At 48.2% G+C, this 20,031-nt stretch carries 20 protein-coding genes and 1 pseudogene; 5 read left to right on the top strand and 16 right to left on the bottom strand.

Annotated elements, in window-relative coordinates:
- Positions 1-153 precede the first annotated feature (153 nt).
- The 3 genes from DFR77_RS00630 to DFR77_RS00620 are packed head-to-tail and all read left to right on the top strand — an operon-like array spanning position 154 to position 4,202.
- Positions 154-1,278 carry a DNA cytosine methyltransferase gene (locus DFR77_RS00630; RefSeq protein WP_003687777.1) on the top strand — a complete coding sequence of 375 codons (1,125 nt, stop codon included), beginning with the start codon at positions 154-156 and terminating at the stop codon, positions 1,276-1,278.
- Entirely contained in the window at positions 1,275-2,312 is a 1,038-nt protein-coding gene (locus tag DFR77_RS00625; protein WP_003687776.1) for a restriction endonuclease PLD domain-containing protein, read from the top strand. Before DFR77_RS00630 ends, DFR77_RS00625 begins: the two co-directional genes overlap by 4 nt.
- Positions 2,313-4,202 (top strand): Z1 domain-containing protein, encoded by a 1,890-nt coding sequence (locus DFR77_RS00620; RefSeq protein WP_003687775.1) that lies wholly within the window; start codon positions 2,313-2,315, stop codon positions 4,200-4,202.
- Positions 4,203-4,264: 62 nt separating this feature from the next.
- On the opposite strand, the gene hemE is transcribed toward DFR77_RS00620, so the two are convergent.
- From hemE to DFR77_RS00530, 16 genes and pseudogenes are all read right to left on the bottom strand, one after another.
- Positions 4,265-5,329 carry a uroporphyrinogen decarboxylase gene (hemE, locus tag DFR77_RS00615; protein ID WP_003692759.1) on the bottom strand — a complete coding sequence of 355 codons (1,065 nt, stop codon included), beginning with the start codon at positions 5,327-5,329 and terminating at the stop codon, positions 4,265-4,267.
- A 74-nt stretch (positions 5,330-5,403) separates the two neighbouring features.
- Positions 5,404-6,621 (bottom strand): heme biosynthesis protein HemY, encoded by a 1,218-nt coding sequence (locus DFR77_RS00610; protein WP_003690816.1) that lies wholly within the window; start codon positions 6,619-6,621, stop codon positions 5,404-5,406.
- Positions 6,618-7,952 carry a uroporphyrinogen-III C-methyltransferase gene (locus DFR77_RS00605; protein ID WP_003687772.1) on the bottom strand — a complete coding sequence of 445 codons (1,335 nt, stop codon included), beginning with the start codon at positions 7,950-7,952 and terminating at the stop codon, positions 6,618-6,620. Before DFR77_RS00605 ends, DFR77_RS00610 begins: the two co-directional genes overlap by 4 nt.
- Before the next feature lie 11 nt (positions 7,953-7,963).
- Positions 7,964-8,728, bottom strand: a complete 765-nt coding sequence (locus tag DFR77_RS00600; protein ID WP_003699580.1) for a uroporphyrinogen-III synthase — start codon at positions 8,726-8,728, stop codon at positions 7,964-7,966.
- A 17-nt stretch (positions 8,729-8,745) separates the two neighbouring features.
- Complete coding sequence (locus DFR77_RS00595) at positions 8,746-9,168, bottom strand: protein Gly1ORF1 (protein WP_003692754.1); 423 nt, start codon at positions 9,166-9,168, stop codon at positions 8,746-8,748.
- A 282-nt stretch (positions 9,169-9,450) separates the two neighbouring features.
- Positions 9,451-10,419, bottom strand: coding sequence for a restriction endonuclease subunit S (locus DFR77_RS00585; RefSeq protein ID WP_003692753.1), 969 nt, complete (start codon positions 10,417-10,419; stop codon positions 9,451-9,453).
- Complete coding sequence (locus DFR77_RS00580) at positions 10,419-11,243, bottom strand: N-6 DNA methylase (protein WP_003690807.1); 825 nt, start codon at positions 11,241-11,243, stop codon at positions 10,419-10,421. The genes DFR77_RS00585 and DFR77_RS00580 overlap by 1 nt, the downstream gene beginning before the upstream one ends.
- Positions 11,244-11,272: 29 nt before the next feature.
- Positions 11,273-11,914 (bottom strand): annotated as a pseudogene (locus DFR77_RS00575) (IS1595 family transposase); the annotation flags it as partial.
- A gap of 168 nt (positions 11,915-12,082) precedes the next feature.
- Positions 12,083-12,403 carry a DUF2322 family protein gene (locus DFR77_RS00570; protein ID WP_003690805.1) on the bottom strand — a complete coding sequence of 107 codons (321 nt, stop codon included), beginning with the start codon at positions 12,401-12,403 and terminating at the stop codon, positions 12,083-12,085.
- 22 nt (positions 12,404-12,425) lie between these two features.
- A complete protein-coding gene (upp, locus tag DFR77_RS00565) occupies positions 12,426-13,052 on the bottom strand; it encodes a uracil phosphoribosyltransferase (RefSeq protein WP_113852016.1) in 627 nt (208 codons plus the stop codon).
- Positions 13,053-13,157: 105 nt separating this feature from the next.
- Entirely contained in the window at positions 13,158-13,469 is a 312-nt protein-coding gene (grxD, locus tag DFR77_RS00555; protein WP_003687762.1) for a Grx4 family monothiol glutaredoxin, read from the bottom strand.
- Positions 13,470-13,569: 100 nt separating this feature from the next.
- Positions 13,570-13,785 carry a putative hemolysin gene (locus DFR77_RS00550; RefSeq protein ID WP_003690799.1) on the bottom strand — a complete coding sequence of 72 codons (216 nt, stop codon included), beginning with the start codon at positions 13,783-13,785 and terminating at the stop codon, positions 13,570-13,572.
- A 25-nt stretch (positions 13,786-13,810) separates the two neighbouring features.
- Positions 13,811-14,590 (bottom strand): TatD family hydrolase, encoded by a 780-nt coding sequence (locus DFR77_RS00545; protein ID WP_003690796.1) that lies wholly within the window; start codon positions 14,588-14,590, stop codon positions 13,811-13,813.
- Positions 14,591-14,594: 4 nt separating this feature from the next.
- On the bottom strand, positions 14,595-14,945 hold the full coding sequence (locus DFR77_RS00540) for a PilZ domain-containing protein (protein ID WP_003687757.1): 351 nt from the start codon (positions 14,943-14,945) through the stop codon (positions 14,595-14,597).
- A gap of 3 nt (positions 14,946-14,948) precedes the next feature.
- Complete coding sequence (locus DFR77_RS00535) at positions 14,949-15,926, bottom strand: DNA polymerase III subunit delta' (protein WP_003687755.1); 978 nt, start codon at positions 15,924-15,926, stop codon at positions 14,949-14,951.
- A 33-nt stretch (positions 15,927-15,959) separates the two neighbouring features.
- Positions 15,960-17,090 carry a PilT/PilU family type 4a pilus ATPase gene (locus tag DFR77_RS00530; protein ID WP_003704392.1) on the bottom strand — a complete coding sequence of 377 codons (1,131 nt, stop codon included), beginning with the start codon at positions 17,088-17,090 and terminating at the stop codon, positions 15,960-15,962.
- A 167-nt stretch (positions 17,091-17,257) separates the two neighbouring features.
- Between DFR77_RS00530 and DFR77_RS00525 the strand changes: the two genes are divergently transcribed.
- Positions 17,258-17,959, top strand: coding sequence for a 5'-methylthioadenosine/adenosylhomocysteine nucleosidase (locus DFR77_RS00525; RefSeq protein ID WP_003687752.1), 702 nt, complete (start codon positions 17,258-17,260; stop codon positions 17,957-17,959).
- Positions 17,960-18,100: 141 nt separating this feature from the next.
- Positions 18,101-19,894 (top strand): translation elongation factor 4, encoded by a 1,794-nt coding sequence (gene lepA, locus DFR77_RS00520; RefSeq protein ID WP_003694904.1) that lies wholly within the window; start codon positions 18,101-18,103, stop codon positions 19,892-19,894.
- Positions 19,895-20,031: the final 137 nt, after the last annotated feature.

Raw genomic sequence — 20,031 nt, 5'->3', positions numbered from 1 at the left:
ATAATGGTAGAATTGCGTTGCGTTGCGTTGCGTTGCGTTGCGTTGCGTTGCGTTGCGTTGCGTTGCGTTGCGTTGCGTTGCGTTCAGAGCATAGTTCACCTTTAAAATCCATACAAGGATTTTTATCAAATTTATGCATAGGAGTGAAATCCTATGCTATCTAAACAAATCTCAAATCTTAATTCTTCTAGTAACAAACCAAAAATCCTATCTCTATTTTCAGGATGTGGCGGTTTGGATTTGGGCTTTCATCAAGCTGGTTGTGAAACTGTTTGGGCGAACGATTTCTCCCATTGGGCTTGCGAAAGTTTCCGTAAAAATATCGGCGATGTCATCGTAGAAGGTGATATTGAACAAATTAATCCGAATGATCCAACTATTCCCGATTGCGACATCATTTTAGGCGGATTCCCTTGTCAAGATTTTTCCATGATTTGGAAACAGCCGGGCTTAGAGGGTGAGCGCGGCAATCTTTATAAAAGCTTTTTACGTTTTGTAAATGCAAAAAAACCGAAAGTTTTTGTTGCTGAGAATGTGAAAGGTTTATTGACTGCCAACAAGAAAAAAGCCATCCAGCAAATTATTACCGACTTTGAAAATTGCGGTTATTACGTTCAGGCGAAGCTGTATAACTTTGCAGAATTTGGCGTACCTCAATTTCGTGAACGTGTGCTGATTGTCGGAGTACGTTTGGATACAGGATTTGATTTTCGCCATCCGGAACCGACGCACAATGAAACTGGCGAAAACGGCTTAAAACCATATGTAACAGCAGGTCAGGCCATATCCAATATTCCACAAAATGCCAGTAATAATGAATTACTGAAAATCAGCGATAAAACACGCCGTATGTTGGAATTAATTCCTGAAGGTGGAAATTTTACCGATATTCCTAAAGATCATCCTTTATATGTGAAAGGTATGATTAGCCACGTTTATCGTCGTATGCATCGGAACGAGCCATCAAAAACAATTATTGCAGCAGGTGGCGGTGGTACTTGGGGCTATCACTTCCCTGAACCGCGTGCTTTTACTAATAGAGAACGAGCAAGGCTTCAAAGTTTTCCTGATGATTTTGAGTTTGTCGGATCAACAACTGAAGTACGTCGCCAGATTGGTAATGCTGTTCCTCCTCAGGGCGTGGTTGAACTGGCAAAAAGCATTTTACCGATTTTTTCAGACAACTATGAGAAAGTAGATTTGCATGAGAAATTAGTCGAAGAAAAAGAAATTTTATTCCATGACCGACTAAGCAAAATTCGAGGGGGAAAACAATGAATACAGTTTTTTCCAATATCGCCAATGCCAAAATCACTGAAAAATCTCTTAATGCGGTTTGGATGGATTTATTTAAATCAGCGGATGAAGTGTTGATGGCGACAGGTTATGTATCTAATGACGCAGTGGTTGAGTTACATAAAATTTTGGAGCTAAACGATCATATTCAAAAAATAGATTTATTGGTCGGAATGCATTATTTGGAAGGTTTTAGCCATTTACAATATGACAGCTTATGTAAACTAAATGATTTTTTGCGACATGAGAAAAGAGGAGCCGTCTATGTTTCCCCCTTTGTGAAATTTCACGGCAAAATGTATTCCTTTAAAAATTATCAAAAAATCAATGGATTAATTGGTTCTGCTAACTTAACGTGTTTTTGGGATAGCACGGAACGTACTTATGAAACTATGTTGCATTTGAACGGTAAGCCTGCACAGATTTTGCAGGCAGATATTCAAAGTACTATTCATAAGCTAGGCAAAAATATCCAAGAAGTTGAAAGACCAAGTAAATTTATTGAACATAATAGCCATTTAGAAAATTGTTTGGGTGTTCAGAAAATTGCACCAGAACAGATTCGGCAATTATTTGCCCAAACGTCAGAATATCATTTCTCAATTCCAGCTAAAACCGAAGAAAAAAGTAATTTGAATGTATTTTTTGGAGAAGGTCGACGAGATAAACGAGGGTTTGTCAAACCACGACCTTGGTATGAAGTAGAGTTGATTGTATCCAAAGACATCACTTCACAAGAAGGGTATCCGGTTCTGAAGTCTTTTACAGTTATTACCGATGATGGTTGGCAATTTCAATGCAAGACATCGGGGGATTACTCCAAAAACTTCCGCTCAGAAAATGATTTAAAGACACTTGGTAAATGGATTAAAGGTCGTTTGGAAAGTCATGGCTGCCTGCAAAATAACGAGAAGATTACGCATGAAACCCTACGCGAATACGGTAACGATCATTTTGAGTTACGTTCAACCGATAATCCTGATGTTTGGCTGCTCTCATTTAAGGGGAAAAACTAAATGTTGCGAACCTACTTGAACCAATTGACCCCTCCCGAATTAGCTGATTCTGTTAAAAATACCGTTGATGGTTTTATGGAAAAATTGTCACAAACCGAGCCGAAAATCGCCCAAAATGTTTTATTGCTGGGCAATGTTCAAAGTGGCAAAACGGCACAGGTTTTGGGTGTATTAAGTGCGCTGGCTGATGATGGCGACCACAAAGTTTTTTTGTATCTTACTACTGACAGCGTAGATTTACAGGATCAAACAGTCAAACGAGCCAAAGCCAATCTGAAAAACTTTATCGTATTGTCTGAAGCTGACGACCGAAGTTTTATGGAAGTAATGAAGGCAGAGAACCCCATCTTGGTCGTGATTAAAAAGAATGCCCGTGTATTGAAACGTTGGCGTAATTTGTTTGCCAGTCAAAGTAGCCTGAAAGGCTATCCTTTGGTTATTGTGGACGATGAAGCCGATGCTGCCAGCCTAAATACTAATTCTGATAAGCCGGCTAAAGATGCCAGTACTATCAATAAACTGCTAAACGACATCAAAAATTCCTGTTGTCAAAGCCTGTTTATCCAGTTGACTGCCACGCCTCAATCGCTTTTATTACAACATGAAGAATCTGATTGGCAACCTGAATTTATCCACTTCTTTGAAGCAGGCGAAAAATACATCGGCGGCAACTTTGTCTTTTCTGATCCACCAAGCTATATAGTTCGTTTTATTGATAGCGAATTGGATGATATGAAAGACGAAAGTGGTGAAATTGCCGAAGGAGCAAAACAGGCATTGCTTAGTTTTCTAATAACCTGTGCAGAATTCGCGCTATGTGATAAGGCTAACTGTAATTTTGCACTACATCCAAGCTATAAAATTCAAGATCATCAAGCCTTTTCAAAGAAGATCCAAGCCTTTTTAAATGACTTAGTGCAAGCAGTCAATAATGGGGAAGACCTTGCAGGTAGCTTTAAAGAAAGTTATTTGGATTTGCAAAAGACCAAGCCCGATATTCATCACTTTGATGAAATATACGAAAAATTGACAGCACTTTTAGAGAATAAACAAATCTCTACTCTTGTCGTTAACTCGCAGACAGAAACAGATTTTGACTTAGAAAAAGGTTTCAACATCATTATTGGTGGTAATGTGATTGGTCGTGGCTTGACTATTCCGAAACTACAAACGGTTTATTATAGTCGCACTGCCAAAAAACCGAATGCAGATACTTTCTGGCAACATTCGCGTATTTTTGGATATGACCGCGATAAATCATTATTACGGCTTTATATTCCGTTTGATGTCTATTACTTCTTTGTACAACTCAATCAAGCAAATAATCTGATTATTGGGCAGGCAAAAAATTCAGGCGGCAATATTCAGGTTATTTATCCGAAAAATATCAATCCAACTCGAAAAAATGTATTGAAATTCGATAGTATCAATCAAATTGTGGGTGGTGTGAATTATTTTCCACTCCACCCAAACGAAGATAATTTATCGGAGATTAACAAAATTTTGCCTTCTATTTTGAAAGATGAAATTCAATCTGATTTATATCAAATAGATATAGAAGATTTATTCTTGGTTCTAGATAAATTGGGTCGTTATGTTCCAGATGACTGGAATAAGGAAAAATTTATTGCTGGTGTAGAAGCATTAAAAGCACAACGTCCAAGTTTTAAAACCTATGTTTTGATCAAAACCGGACGTAAACTTTCTCGAGCAACCGGCACAATGCTTTCGGAAGACGACCGTAAATTAGGAGAAAAATATCCCAATGATTTATTCCTTACGCTTTATCAAGTAGTAGGAAATAAAGACAAAGGTTGGCAGGGAAAAGATTTTTGGTTACCCAATATCAAGCTACCACACAATGGCTTGGTGTACCAAAGTGCAAAATGAAGCATATGCCGTCTGAAAACTTCCGATTCTTCAGACGGCATATCGGGCGGTTTCCTGCCGGCTTACCCGCCGTGATACTGCCGCGACAGCTCGTGTACGGTGTCGACTAAGATTTTGGCGTGTTCGGGGTCGGCGTGTTGGTTGATGCCGTGTCCGAGGTTGAAGACATGGCCGCTGCCGTGTCCGTAGCCGGTCAGGATACGTGCGACCTCGGTGCGGATGGATTCGGGCGTACCGAAGAGGGCGGACGGGTCGAAGTTGCCTTGCAGGGCGACTTGGTTGCCGACGCGGCGGCGTGCTTCGCCGATGTTGCACGTCCAGTCCAAGCCCAATGCGTCTGCGCCGATTTGGACCATGCTTTCCAGCCACAGCCCGCCGCCTTTGGCAAACACGATAACAGGCACGCGGCGACCTTCGCTTTCACGTTTGAGTCCGGCAACGATTTGGCGGATGTATTTGAGGCTGAACTCTTTAAACGCCGCGTCGCTCAACACGCCGCCCCAAGTGTCGAAAATCTGCACCGCCTGCGCGCCCGCGTCGATTTGGGCGTTGAGGTAGGCGGTAACGGCTTGGGCGTTGGTATCGAGGATTTTGTACAGCAAATCGGGGCGCGAGTACATCATGGTTTTGATGGTGCGGAATTCTTTGCTGCCGCCGCCTTCGACCATATAACAGGCGAGCGTGAACGGGCTGCCGGAGAAGCCGATAAGCGGTACGCGGCCGTCCAATGCTTTACGGATGGAAGTTACCGCGTCGAAAACGTATTGCAGTTTTTCCATGTCGGGAACGTGCAGCTTGGCGATGTCGGATTCGTGTTGCAAGGCGTGTGCGAATTTCGGGCCTTCGCCTTCGGCAAAATACAGCCCCAAGCCCATTGCATCGGGAACGGTCAAGATGTCGGAAAACAAAATCGCCGCGTCCAAATCGAAGCGTTCCAAAGGCTGGATGGTGACTTCGGTCGCCAATCCGGTGTTTTTGCACAAATCGAGGAAGCTGCCCGCTTTCGCGCGTGTGGCTTTGTATTCGGGCAGATAACGCCCCGCCTGGCGCATCATCCAAATCGGTGTGTATTCGACGGGCTGTTTGAGCAGGGCGCGGAGGAAGGTATCGTTTTTTAAAAGAGTCATACGGGTTTTCTGTCAGTCTGTTTGTCAAGTGAAATGGTTTTCAGACGGCATTTCAACGATGCCGTCTGAAGGTTTCAACGGGTTTCGGCGGAAGGGCGGTTTTCCCCGGCAACGCTTGCCAAAACCAAGTTGCGCTGTGCTTCGGCTTTTTGCGACTGTGCGGTTTCGTCAAAAACCTTTGCCAACACCAAACGCGCCGGAATACTCGGCTTCAGTGCAATACTCGCTTCAAGGTAGCCTTTTGCCTTACCCCAAAGTTTGCGGCCGTAGGCGAGCCGGCCGAGATACATCAGCAGAAGCGCGTTATCGGGCTGTTCTTTCAGCCAAGAATCGGCAAAATCGATGGCTTTCTGCTGTTCGCGCTCGCCCAAAAAGCGCACGCTTTCGACAAAGGCTTCCAAAAGCTCGGGGCGGCGGTTGTGCGGATAATGCTGTTTGACCCATTTGACCGCATCGGCATACAGTCCCAAACGTTCGTACTTTTCCGCAACCGATACGCTCAATTCCCCGTTTTTGAGGCTGTCGGGAATCCGCTTCAGGCAGGTTTTCAAAGCGGCGGCATCGGCAGCATCCGCCATCTGGCGGCGGTATGCCCAATTTTGATACCGTTCCATTTCCGATTTGCCCAACGCGCCCGCCTTGGAAAGTTTTTCGGTTTTTGCCAGAACCTGCAACGCATCGCCCCGATCGAAGGCGTAACGAAGTTGCAGACGCACGAGGCGCGTAAGGTTGGCATTCATCTTCGCCGCCGCATGAAGATTGGCTTCCGCCGCTTCGTAATCGCGCCGGTTTAACGCCGATTCCGCCAGCAGAAGATAGCGGGAAAGCTGCTGTTTTTCCGGCAGTTTGGCGATTTCCGCAAGATAACGGTCGCGCAGCTCGATATTTTCCATCTGTCCTGCCGCGTGCGCGCCCAGCATCAATGCCAAAGTCCGGTTGTCTCCGGCCTCTTTGTTGCCCAACACTCGAGAGGCTTCGAGTTCCGCCTTTTCAAAACGCCCTTCGAAATACGCCAAACCTGCCTTATTCAAGGCAAGCGCGGCCTTGCGGCCTTTCCGCGCCGAACCGGAACGCTGCATCTTTTCGGGGATATTAAGTACGCCGATGATGAATTTAAACAGGAAATACCACACCACGACGGCAATCAGCGAACCTAACACAAAAGCGTGCAGGTTGATTCTGAGCATGGTCTGTCCGAGTACGATATACACGTCGCCGGTGTAAATGCCCGAAGCCAGCGCCAGTCCGACGGCGGCGGCAAACAGGACGACAATCCAGACTACCGTTTTCATGCGCGTTCTCCTTTAGCGGACGGCGAACGCCCTGCCTTTTCCGGTGCGGGCTGTTTTTTTGCAGGCTGTTCCGGTTTGCGTTCCGAAGGCAGGGACGGTGCTTCTATGGCCTTCACATCCGATGCGGCAGCCGGTTCGGAAGCTGTGTTTTCGTTTGCCGGTTCGGAAGCCGCCTGTTCCGCTTCTTGATTTTCCGCCGCCGTCATGCGCGTACCGTCGCGATAGGCGCGGACGGCATTTAAACTGGTCTTCAAGCCGTCATCCGCCGTCATGCGTACATCCAGTGTTTTCAATTCCGCCAGTTCTTTCAGCCACGACTGCGTGGCGGGCGACTTGGCATCGAAATACTGTCTGACGGCGGCTTCGGCATTGTTCAAATCGCCCTGATAGACTTCGCCGTTGCGCTGCATCAATGCGGTGCGCGCATCCAACAGGCGCAGACGCAGGTTTTCACGCACAAAATATGCCTGTTCGGGAGAAATCAGCATGGCATCGTTGTTTTCCAAACGGCGGATTTCGACCAGCCCCTTCAATGTGCCGAGGGATTTTTCCCATACGTTCTGCCACCATGAAGCGGAAACGGCTTCGTTGCGGGCCTGTACGCCCGGTTTCAATACGCCGTCCAAAATCAGCGGCAGTCCGGATACGGCGGTTTCCAACCGGTCGAGGCGCAATGCCGTGCCGGAAATATCGACATAGGGACGGTTTTTCAGTTCCGCCAAATCGCTGCTGACCGCCTGTTTGATCGGCAGAAGCTCTGCCTGATCGAAACGGGACAGGCGGCTGTCGATATGCTCCAACACGCCGACTGCCGTTTGGATATTGCCGGTCAACACCAGCTGTTGCGCCGCCAGATTGAGTATGGTCTCGGTTTCGTCCACCAGCCAATCGGCACGCCCTTTGGTCAGCTCGCGATAGGCTTTTTGCGTCATCAGGATTTGTTCGCCGTTGGCTTTGACACCGCTGTCCAAACGGTCGAGTTCGGACTGTATGGCACTTTGGCGGTTGAGGTTGTCTTTGAGCAGGGCGGCGTTTTCCGACTCGCCCAAGGCGGCTTTGTCGATTTTCTGGTTGAATGCCAGCTCTTGGTTTTTCAAGACATTCTGTCCTTGGACAAACAAAAAACCACTTGCACCCAAACCCAATGCCGCCAATACCAAGGCGCAGGCCGCCAAAGCGTTGCTGCCGGACTGTTTGACGATAAAAGGAGCGGCGGGAATGTGTACTTCTGTTTCGTTTTCTTTGCGTGGGGAAGAGGTTTCAGACGGCATTTCTTTTGATGCCTGTATCTCGCGTACGGGTTCGGATGATTTGTTTTCAGGTTCGCCCACCGTTTTGCTCCTTATTGGTTTGAGGTTCCGGGAAAGACCATGCCGTCTGAAACGGAAATGGAAGAATAGGAAAGCGCGGCTTCCAGCGTAGGGACGGTTTCGACCGAACACACGCCTTCGCGCTTCAATGCCTCCGCAATGCGCGGATGATGGGTAAAGTATAGCAAGGATTTGAAGAATCGGGAAAATTGCGGCGGAAGCTGTGCAAACAGCGACTGCACAAGTTCTGTGGACGTAATATAGGCGGCGGCAATATTTTCGGTTTGGAAATTTTGAAAGTTCAAAGGTTTATGCCGTCTGAAATAGACTTCTGCCACCTCCGTCCGAAAACCTTTCTCCTGCAAGGCATTCATCAGAAAATCCCGCCCGCCGTGTCCGCGCACAGACAATACGCGCGCACCTTCGGGCAGACTGTTCCAAACCGGCAGGCGCAAAACCGCCTCGCTGTCGTTGCCGTCTTCAGGTGCAAACACGCCCGCGCCCGCATAACGCGCCAAGGCACGGCGGCTGCCTTGCCCTACGGCAATGTGCGCCTTTATGCCGTCTGAAAGGTTAAGGTACGGGACGGCGGTTTCAACGGCGGTCGGACTGACCCAAAACACGGCATCCGCACGGGCATACATTTCCGGCAGCCGTTTCAGGCTTGCTTCGTCGGTTTCGATTTCAATCGGACTCAACACTTCCGCCTGCCATCCGGCACGACGGCAGACTTCCACATCGTCCTTCGCCCTGCCCGACGGGCGGACAATCAGCATGACGGGCTTCGCTGTTTCCATCGCCTTATCCGCCCCGATTACCGGGAAAAATCGTCATCGTTGAAATTCGCCTGCGCGGTTTTCGGCGTACAGCCTAACCGTGCGACTTCCTTGCCCCTACGCTCCACAACGACACCGCTGCTTTCCGTATGAGTCACGGAATCGAAGCCTGTCCATACGGTGTACATAAATTCGCCGTTTTGGAATTTCATCGTTGCCCGGCGTCCGCTGCCCATGCCTTGCCACCTGTCGGAACGCCCCAACAGGTCAGCTTTGCTGTTGCGTATGGCAATTTCTTTTTTTGCCGCACTGCCGAACGAATATTCGTAAAGATTGCGGTTGATTTTTTGAACTTCTATGTATTTGTTGTTGTCCGTTTTACAGGAAAATACCGTATCCGCCCACACGGTTTGGGCGGCAGCCGACAGAAGCAATGCGGCAGGAAGGAACATTTTTTTCATCATAATTTCCTTAATGGTTGAAACCCCGCCATTCGGACATCCGTCCTTCGTGGCAGCAGCATCAGATTTTATTTGAAAGGGGTGTAACCCCTTTCAAATTAGGGCAACACATAGGGCGGCGCTTTATGTGTCGTCCTGTGTGTTGAAACATCATTGCCCGTATCCTGAAATAGAAGGCTGTGTTTTAACAATCCGTTGATTGCTTAAGATGAATTCACACTAAAAAAACAGTTCTCTATTTCATCTATTACGGCGGGTTGTTTTGTTTATAAGGGTGGTAATCTACAAATTGTTACTAAATAGCAAGGTGTGAATGAAACGGCAGATATAATCAAAATCTTCTTGTTGGTCAAAATACGGTAACATAATGCTTTTTAATTTTTCGCCTTTGGGTTTACGTCCATAAGAAAACAGATAGCGGTTTGCTGTAATACATTTAGCGTAATACAGTTTTACTTCTATTGGCATATCGGACTGTATGGGTGTTAATACGGCGACATCACTATTTGCTACAAATTCACAAGTTGAAACATAGCTATAAGTATGGCTACCTTCGCCATTGGTAGAAGTGAAAAGCGTATGGCATGGAAAAATATGTTTTTCATCAACGCTATCACGAGCGATATAACTTCGTAGCGTTCTTGCTTGCGTACTGGCAGGACGGATATAGACAACCGTGTCTTTTTGCCGTTGTTCAAATTCTTTTAATTTGGTTGCGGCAATGCCGTTTTGAATAGTAAAAATTTCATCAAGTCGTTTTGATTGTCGAACCACAGGCAAATCAAGCGATTCTTTTAATTTCGGTTCGTTTACACCCGCAGATGGATTTAAATTCACGCTTTCAACCCAGCTTGGGATCTCATCCAAAGATGGCACAAACAGTTGTCGTAACGTGCGGTTAGCTTCCCTACCGCAAGCAGAAAAACGGTAGGCATTGGCAAAAATAGCAGCACAATAAAAGAGTTTTTGTTGTTCTGTCATTTCTGTTTTGGGATTTAAAACAGCAACATTTTGAGCTGTATAAAATGGTTTGTTTTGTAAAAAAGTAGATAAAACAGAACCACCTAATGCAACAGTTAATAATCCTGCTGGATAAGGTTTTGTATTTTTCAATAAATCCACAGATGCTGTTACACCATTATTTTTGCCTGACCTGCCTACAAAGTTGATTGTTGGATTGAAGCTGCTCATTTTATTCAAATCTAATTTTGAACCGTAACTCACATCAAAAATCTCTTGCAATTCAACCATTATTCATCGTCTCCGAAGTCGTTATTGTCATCGTCTTCATAGCTTTCATTATCCAAATTTTCAGTCGGCCCTACTTCCGCTCCCAGTAGTTGAAATAAAGCAAATTCACGCACGACTTGCTCAAAATCTGCTCGGGTAATTTTGGAATAATCAGTTTCCAAATAGGCTTCGGCAACCCATTCATCGTTATCAGTTACAAATGCTGTTACCGATTCTCCTGTGTGAACTTCGTTGTTTAAATAATGTTCCAACCAGCGCGCTTTAATGCCCTGCCAGCGGTCGTATAAATCAATGCGTCCCAAGTGTTTGGTTTTTTCAAAACCGTCATCACGCCAGTAGCCAAACCACGTTTTGCGACAGGCTTTTTTCGTGCTGATTTCTTCTTGTGTGTCCGGGTCAATCACGACTGTCTGAAAATGCGGTTTATGGGCTTCAAATACGACAATGCACGTTACCGTGCCAACTGGGTAAAACAGTTCGCTCGGCATAGACATCACGGCTTTTAAGCGATGATATTTCACAATTTCGCTTTTGGCTTTGCTTGGTGCAATCACGCAACTGACTGGAATAATGGCAATGCCTGTGCCACCTTCTGCCAACATATCCAACATTTCTTTGACAAAATAAAGTTCATGCAATTCGGCATCGCTTTTGGATTGGGCGTAAGGTGGATTGAGAAAGCCAACATTTGGGCGTTTTAAGCCTGTTTCAGGTTTGGGATTTTTGATTAAATCCTGAAAATCAGTCATGAAACAACTGCTTTGGTGTAAATTGGCTTTACCGTCTCCGCGTAAAATCATATTACTGGCGGCAAGAGCAAACATTTTTGGGTTGTTTTCAATGCCAATCAGTTGATATTTTTTAGAGATGGCTTACCCAAATTGCTAATTCTAGCAACAGATTTACCGTCTAAATTGATACCACAAGGAACACAAACTTGTTCTTTGGAAATGCCACGTTTCGTTGCTCTCGTTCCTCGTTTGTGAGCAGGACGTGGCAGATTAAAATTTTTGTGGTGCCCTTTGTAAGAAATCGTCGAATAAGTTTCATCAGCTTGCACAATGCCGTCTAACTCAACTTCATTCATCATGTTTTGAAGTGCGTCCAAAATTTTGTGCCGCCAAGTAAACGCAGTAGCAAGATTGATTTTGCAAATTTCAGCACATTTGCGAAGTGGGTATTTTTCAATCATACAATGAATGTATTTTTCCCAAACTTCAATGTCTTTTTGCGTGTTGTAGAGAATAGTGCCTGTCTGCTCAACAAAAGACTTTTTACAATCACGACACAAAAAACGTTGGTTGCCACAATCTTTGCCATTTTTGACGAAATGTGTAGATTGGCAATGTGGGCACTTCGTAACTTTTCTTGGTTCAATGACTTTTTTAACCTGTTCTTTTGAGCTGACAGAAGTCAAAAAAGCCTGTTTATCCGTATCGGACAAATTTTCAAAAAGTTGTTTTAAAATGTCTAATTCTTTTGTTACGCCCGACATTATAAAATCCCTTATAGTTCAATTTGTTATAAGGGATTTTATCAAAAATTAGTGCAAAAATCAACGGATTGTTAAAACACAGCCAAATAGAAAAGAAAATGCCCGTTTTACGGTCTTCTTTCCGACAAAATGCCGTCTGAAACGAATTTCAGACGGCATGGTCGAAAATTATTGCGCGGCAAGCGGTTTGAGCAGGAGGGTTTCGCCGCTTTGCACGACATTTTCCAGCAAATCGATGTTCGGATGCTTCCCCGGATGGGCGCGCGCGTCGGCAACATGTTCGGCAAACCATATCAAACCCTGTTCTGCCGCTTCTTTACCCAATTTTCCATCAAAACGTTCCGCCAAGGCATTGTACAGCTTGAGCGAACCGAGCTTGCCCTGAACGGCGGGAATGTGGTGAACCGTTTTGCCTTCGGCATCCTGAACATCCAAACCGCCCAGATGGTCGATTGAAGGAAATGTGGCGAGATAGTCTTGGAAATTCATATCAAATCCGAAAATCAGTCAGTTAGCGCGTGCCGAAAATCTTGTCGCCCGCATCGCCCAGACCGGGAATAATATAGCCGTTTTCGTTCAAACGGCTATCCAGCACGGCGGTATAAATCGTAACATCGGGATGCGCATCATTAACAGCCTTCACGCCCTCAGGGGCGGCAACCAAGACTAAGGCTTTGATGTTGCGGCAACCTTTTTCTTTCAACAGGTCGATGGTGGCCACCATCGAACCGCCTGTCGCCAGCATAGGATCGATAATCAAAGCCGGACGCTCGTCCATACTGTCCACAAATTTCTCAAAATAGGAAATAGGCTTCAGCGTTTCCTCGTCGCGCTGCAAACCGACCACGCTGATTTTGGCAGTCGGAATCAGGTCGAGCACGCCGTCGAGCATACCCAAACCGGCGCGCAGGATGGGGACGACGGTCAGGGTTTTGCCTTTGATGCGGTCGCCTTCAATCTGTCCGCACCATCCGTCGATAAGGTATTTTTCAATTTCAAAATCACGGCTTGCCTCGTATGCCATCAGGCGCGCCAACTCGGTGGTCAGCGTACGGAATTTGTAGGTGCTGCAATCCGCCTCCCTCATCAGGGTCAGTTTGTGGCGGACGAGCGGATGGTTGATAACGTTAACGTTCATCGCGGTGTTCCAGTGTGATTTTGAGACGCGTCATTATACTTTTTTTTAATTTGCCGGAAAAGAAAATGCCGTCTGAAACACGTTCAGACGGCATTGCCGAATCCATCAGGCTTTCAGCAGCTCTTGCAGCTCGCCTGCCTCATACATTTCCATCAGGATGTCCGAACCGCCGACAAACTCGCCGTTCACATAAAGTTGGGGGATGGTCGGCCAGTCGCTGTATTCCTTAATGCCTTGGCGTACTTCGGGATTTTCCAATACGTTGACAGCAACGTAATCGGTGCAGCCTGCCGCGTTCAGGATTTGCACGGCGCGGGAAGAGAAACCGCATTGCGGAAACTGCTTCGTACCTTTCATAAACAATACGACGCGGTGTGTCGTTACTACTTCTTTAATTTGGTCGTGGATGGAAGCCATCGCTTATTCCTTTTGATAAAGTTGACAAAATTTGTCAGGTAGGGCGCATTATACGCAAAAGCGGAAACTTCCCACAATATTTGCCGTATATCGCGCAGTATCAATGTTGCGAACGGCAATATTCCCACTCCTCGACAATCCTGCTGTCCGGCAAATGGCACAGGGCATATCCGCCGCCGCTTTCGTCTTTTTTTACTTCCCGTCTGCCGCCTTTGGCAATGCAGAATTTGGAAGCGGAATTTGCCATGCCTGTCCGAAACGTGTTGGCAGGCAGCCGGCAGCAGCGCGGACATGCATACGGATGAATTGCCTTCATGGTTTTCCTTATCGTCGGCACAGGGTCAGACGACCCGCATATCGGGTACTTTTTTAAACAGCCGGTAAAAGTTTTCCGTCGTATATGCCGCAACCTGTTCCAATGTTTGATTCCGCAATTTGGCAATATGTTCGGCAGTATGACGCACAAAAGCCGGTTCGTTCTGCCTGCCTCGTTTGGGAACGGGGGCAAGGAACGGCGCATCGGTTTCCACTAAAATGCGGTCGTCCGGAACGTATTTCGCCGCCTCCTGAACCAAGGGGGCGTTTTTAAAGGTAACGATTCCCGAGAAAGAAATATAAAGCCCCAAATCCATGGCAGCCCGGGCAAAACCGACATCCTCGGAAAAACAGTGAATCACACCCGAATTGGTTTTACATTCTTTTAAAATCGCCAAGGTGTCCGCCGCCGCATCGCGCGTATGGACGATAACGGGCAGTCCGGTTTGATTGGCTGCTTCGATGTGGTCTGCAAAGCGTTTGTGCTGCCAAGACAAATCGCCTTTGCACCAGTAATAATCCAAACCCGTCTCGCCGATGCCGACCACTTTCGGATGGGCGGCGGCTTCGGCCATTTCCGCAATGGAAAATTCTTCGGCTTCCTTGCTGTCGGGATGTACGCCTATGGTGCAATAGATGTGTTCGTGCGCTTCGGCGACGGCAAAGACTTCGGAGAAGCTTTCCCTACTGACGCTGATGGCGAGTGCCTGCCCCACGCCGTTTGCTTCCATGTTGGACAAAACTTCGGGCAGGCGTTCTTTCAAACCTTCAAAATTGAGGTGGCAGTGCGAATCGATGATATGCATAGCGTTACATGGTAAACGTAGGTCTGCTGCCGCTGATTGTGCTGCCCAGTTCGACTTCGATCTGGTCTTTGACTTTCAGGCAGTTTTCGTGTTTTGTGAATGCCAGCCCCACCCCTTTGGGTTTGGAGGAAGTACTCGCAGGATTAATCCAGGCGACCTTGGTCGGCAGGAACAGTTTGGGGAAGTTGAGGATTTCTACGGCAAGCAGAATATCGTCCCCGATGGAAAATACGTCGTCGGTCTGCACAAACAGACCGCCGTGTTCCAAAAACGGCATATAGGAGCTGTACAGCAGATTCATGTCTTTCAGCTGCAACGACATCATTTTTGCCGGAATATTTTGTCCGTCTGACATAATTCACCTGTTCTCTTTCTTCAATTCCAAATAGTTGATGAGCAGATGCTCGATCTGCATTTTGACATTTAAAGTATGAAACCCGTAAGGGGCAAGCTGTTTGAGCATATCCTCCGCCGCAAATACATTGCGCGGACGGAAACCCGATGCCGTCTGAAGCAGCCTGTCTTCATAAGCGGGATAATAGACGGGTTTCATGTGTTGCAGGCACAAGCCTAAATCGACCAGCCATTTCTGCATCCACCCGACAAATACGGCGAGCGGAAGTTTTTCCTTATCGAAAAGCGCGGCGTAATCCAAAATCTTCAACAATCTCGGCTCTGCCAATATCTCCAGCAGCTTTGCCCTCAATTCCCGAAGCTCGCCTTCCTCCTGAAACAGCGGCGCGCCCGAATGGAAAGCCAGACGTTCCTCAGGCTCCGCCACACCCCTGTCGCGCAGATACGCCAATGCTTCCCCATGCGAAGGAGCGGGCAAAACCTTCTTCCGGCAGCGGCTTTTAATGGTCGGTAAAACCTTGTCCGCCGCGTGGCTTACCAGCAAAAAGACCACTTGTGGCGGCGGCTCTTCCAACACTTTCAACAAACTGTTGGCGGCTTGGACATTCATACTTTCCGCAGGATGAATCAGGATCACGCGCAAACCGCCCCGTACCGAAGTCAGGTACACATTATCGATGATTTCCCTGACGGCATCGATTTTGATCCGCAACAGTTTGCGTCCGTTTTCGGGTTCGTCCGCCAGAGGCGTGATTTCGTAAAAATCGGGATGGCTTCCCCGTCCAAACAGATGGCAGGACATACATTCGCCACAGGGTTTGCAGCCCGGTGCAGGGGTTTCGCACAACAGCGCCTTCGCCGCAAAGCGGGCAAACGCAGTCTTCCCCGTCCCCTTTTTGCCAACAAACAGCCACGCATTAGGACGGCTCGTCCAATGCTCGGCAATCTGCCGCCATTGTTCCTGATGCCACGGATAAATCATGTCAAACTGCCCGTCCGGAAATCCATACCGCCATCAGAGCAGTTCCAAATCGGGGTCGGAACTTTGTGCCCTGCGGCTGCGCAACTGTACCGCCAAACGCAAATCATGTGCGGAATCGGCATTTTTCAAGGCATCCTGCAAGGAAATCTCGCCTTTTTCATACAATTGGTAAAGGTGTTGGTCGAAGGTCTGCATACCCAGGGTAGTGGATTTTTTCATCACTTCTTTGATTTCATGGATGTTGCCGTTGTGAATCAACTCCGAAATCAGGGGCGAATTGAGCAGTACCTCGACTGCCGCCACCCTGCCCTTGCCGCCGTCTCGCGGAACGAGGCGTTGCGAAATAAACGCCTGAAGGTTGAGCGACAAATCCGTCAGCAATTGTTCGCGCCGCTCCTCGGGGAAGAAGTTGATGATGCGGTCGAGCGCCTGATTGGTGCTGTTGGCGTGCAGCGTCGCCATACACAAATGCCCCGTTTCGGCAAAGGCGATGGCGTAGTCCATTGTTTCACGGTCGCGGATTTCGCCGATAAGGATCACATCCGGCGCCTGACGCAGCGTATTTTTCAACGCCGCCATCCAGTTTTCCGTGTCCACGCCGACCTCGCGCTGGGTAATGATGCAGTTTTTGTGTTCGTGGACAAACTCGATCGGATCTTCGATGGTGATGATGTGTCCGAACGAATTTTCATTGCGGTAGTCGATAAGCGAGGCGAGCGAAGTCGATTTGCCCGAGCCGGTGCCGCCGACAAAAATAACCAGCCCGCGTTTTTTCAGCGCAACATCCTTCAAGGCCGGCGGCAGGTTCAGGCTTTCAAACTTGGGAATCTTGCTGGTAATCGCGCGGAATACCAACGCCGTCGCACCGCGCTGTATCATCGCATTGACGCGGAAGCGGCTGGTGTCCGGCAGGCTGATGGCGAAGTTGCACTCGTTGGTCGATGAAAATTCTTCCGCCTGCTTCGCACTCATAATCGAAAAGGCGATTTCCATACATTTTTCCGCCGTCAGCGGTTCGTCCGTGATGCGGGTGATTTTGCCGTCCAGCTTCATAGCGGGCGGGAAATGGGTCGTCACAAACAGGTCGGAACCTTTGTTTTTGTTCATATGGCGCAGCCATGCGAACAGTTCTTCCTTTGCAGTCATATTTTCATCGGTAAACATCCTCGTCCCCCAATCTTCAAACAATCTGTACCTTCCCATTCTACCAAAAATCCGCCGTGCTGTCTGAAACCGTTTCAGACGGCACGGACAAACCGCCTCCACTCAATCCTGCCGTGTTAGCGTGTATAATTCGGCGTTCTATCCGAAATTCACAGCAGGTTAGCAATATGTCTTTGAAAACAGTAGCCGTTATCGGCGCGATGGAACAGGAAATCGAGCTTTTGCGCGAGATGATGGAAAATGTCAAAGCCGTCTCTTTCGGCAGATTTTCCGCCTATGAAGGCGAATTGGCGGGAAAACGCATAGTGCTTGCATTGAGCGGCATCGGCAAGGTCAACGCGGCGGTTGCAACGGCTTGGCTTATCCGTCAATTCGCACCGGACTGCGTCATCAACACCGGCAGCGCAGGCGGTTTGGGCAAGGGTTTGAAAGTCGGCGACGTGGTGATCGGCACGGAAACCGAGCACCACGATGTCGATGTAACCGCATTCGGCTATGCCCGGGGGCAAGTGCCGCAACTGCCGGCAAGGTTCGCTTCAGACGGCATATTGATTGAAACGGCAAAACGGGCGGCGCGGACGTTTGAAGGCGCGGAGGTAGAACAAGGCCTGATTGTCAGCGGCGACCGCTTCGTCCACAGCAGCGAAGGCGTGGCGGAAATCCGCAAGCACTTCCCCGAAGTCAAAGCAGTGGAAATGGAAGCGGCGGCGATTGCCCAAACCTGTCATCAGTTGGAAACGCCGTTCGTCATCATCCGCGCTGTTTCCGATTCGGCGGACGAAAAGGCAGACATCAGCTTTGAAGAGTTTTTGAAAACGGCGGCGGCAAGTTCTGCAAAAATGGTGGCAGAAATCGTCAAATCTTTATAAAACCTTTATCAAATCATGCCAAAACAGCGGTTTTCCGTTAGAATATCGGGCTATTTCCACGTTGCGCCCGATATTCGGACGTACCGCTGTTTGTTCAGACGGCATTTCTAAAACCTACCGTTCAGCATTAAAAACAACTCAATGAAAAATATCCGAAATTTCTCCATCATCGCCCACATCGACCACGGCAAATCGACGCTTGCCGACCGCTTCATCCAATATTGCGGCGGTTTGGATTTGCGCGAAATGAGTACGCAGGTGCTCGATTCCATGGACATCGAAAAAGAGCGCGGCATCACCATCAAAGCGCAAACCGCCGCACTCAACTACAAAGCACGCGACGGGCAGGTGTATCAGCTTAATTTGATTGACACGCCGGGACACGTCGACTTCTCTTACGAAGTTTCCCGTTCGCTGTCGGCTTGCGAAGGCGCGCTTTTGGTCGTTGACGCGTCGCAGGGCGTGGAAGCGCAAACCGTGGCGAACTGCTATACCGCGATTGATTTGGGCGTGGAAGTCGTGCCCGTTTTGAACAAAATCGACCTGCCCGCCGCCGACCCCGAGCGTGTGGAACAGGAAATCGAAGACATCATCGGCATCGATGCCGTCGGCGCGGTGCAGTGTTCAGCCAAAAGCGGCATCGGCGTGGAAGACGTTTTGGAAGAAATCGTTGCCAAAATTCCTGCGCCGACCGGCGACGAAAACGCGCCGCTGCAAGCCGTTATCGTCGATTCGTGGTTTGACAATTACGTCGGCGTGGTCATGCTGATTCGAGTGAAAAACGGCACCATCAAACTGAAAGACAAAGTGCGCTTTATGAGCACCAAGGCGGAAACGCAGGTCGAGCAGCTGGGCGTATTCACACCGAAATCGGTTCAAAAACAAGAACTAAAAGCCGGCGAAGTGGGTTTTTTGATTACCGGCGTGAAAGAATTGGGACAGGCGAAAGTCGGCGATACGGTTACTTTGGTTGCCAACCCTGCCACTGAGCCGCTGCCCGGTTTCCAAGAAGTACAAAGCCAAGTATTTGCGGGTCTCTATCCTGTGGAAAGCCACGATTACGAAGCCTTGCGCGACGCTTTGGAAAAATTGCAGCTGAACGATGCTTCGTTGAAATTCGAGCCTGAAGTTTCTCAAGCATTGGGCTTCGGCTTCCGCTGCGGCTTCTTAGGCCTGCTGCATTTAGAAATCGTGCAGGAACGCTTGGAACGCGAGTTCGACATGGATTTGATTACCACCGCGCCGACGGTGGTTTACGAAGTCGTGTTGAAAAGCGGCGAAAAAATCGAAGTTGAAAACCCGTCCAAACTGCCCGACATCGGCAGCATCGAAACCATTCTCGAGCCGATTATTACCGCGACCATCCTTGTGCCGCAGGAATACGTCGGCAACGTCATGACTTTGTGTAACCAAAAGCGCGGCGTGCAGGTCAATATGCAGTATATGGGCCGCCAAGTGATGCTGACTTACGACTTGCCGATGAACGAAGTCGTAATGGACTTTTTCGACAAACTCAAATCCACTTCGCGCGGTTATGCTTCGTTGGACTACCATTTCAAAGAATTCCAACCGTCTGATTTGATTAAGCTCGACATTATGGTTAACGGCGAAAAAGTCGATGCCTTAAGCCTGATTGTACACCGTCAAAGCGCGGTTCACAAAGGCCGCGAGCTGGCATCGAAAATGCGCGAACTGATTCCGCGCCAAATGTTCGACATCGCCGTCCAAGCCGCCATCGGCAGCCAGATTATCGCCCGAGAAAACGTTAAAGCCCTGCGTAAAAACGTTTTGGCGAAATGTTACGGCGGCGATATTACGCGTAAGAAAAAACTGCTTGAAAAACAAAAAGCAGGCAAACGCCGTATGAAACAAGTGGGCAACGTGGAAATTCCGCAAAGCGCGTTCTTGGCGATTTTGCAGGTGAGCGACAAATAATATTTCGGCACATAGGGCGGGCGCGTCGGGAACACCTCTCAAACCGCCCTGATTTCAGCGGCACGCGCCCGCAAACAAATTTTGCAATTTGCCGCCTTAAAACGGTTGCACGGCCGGGCGGGTTTTTAACCGTTAAG

This window comes from Neisseria gonorrhoeae (assembly GCF_003315235.1).
GTDB classification, from domain to species: Bacteria; Pseudomonadota; Gammaproteobacteria; order Burkholderiales; family Neisseriaceae; genus Neisseria; species Neisseria gonorrhoeae.
This window is presented reverse-complemented; position numbering and strand designations above follow the sequence as displayed.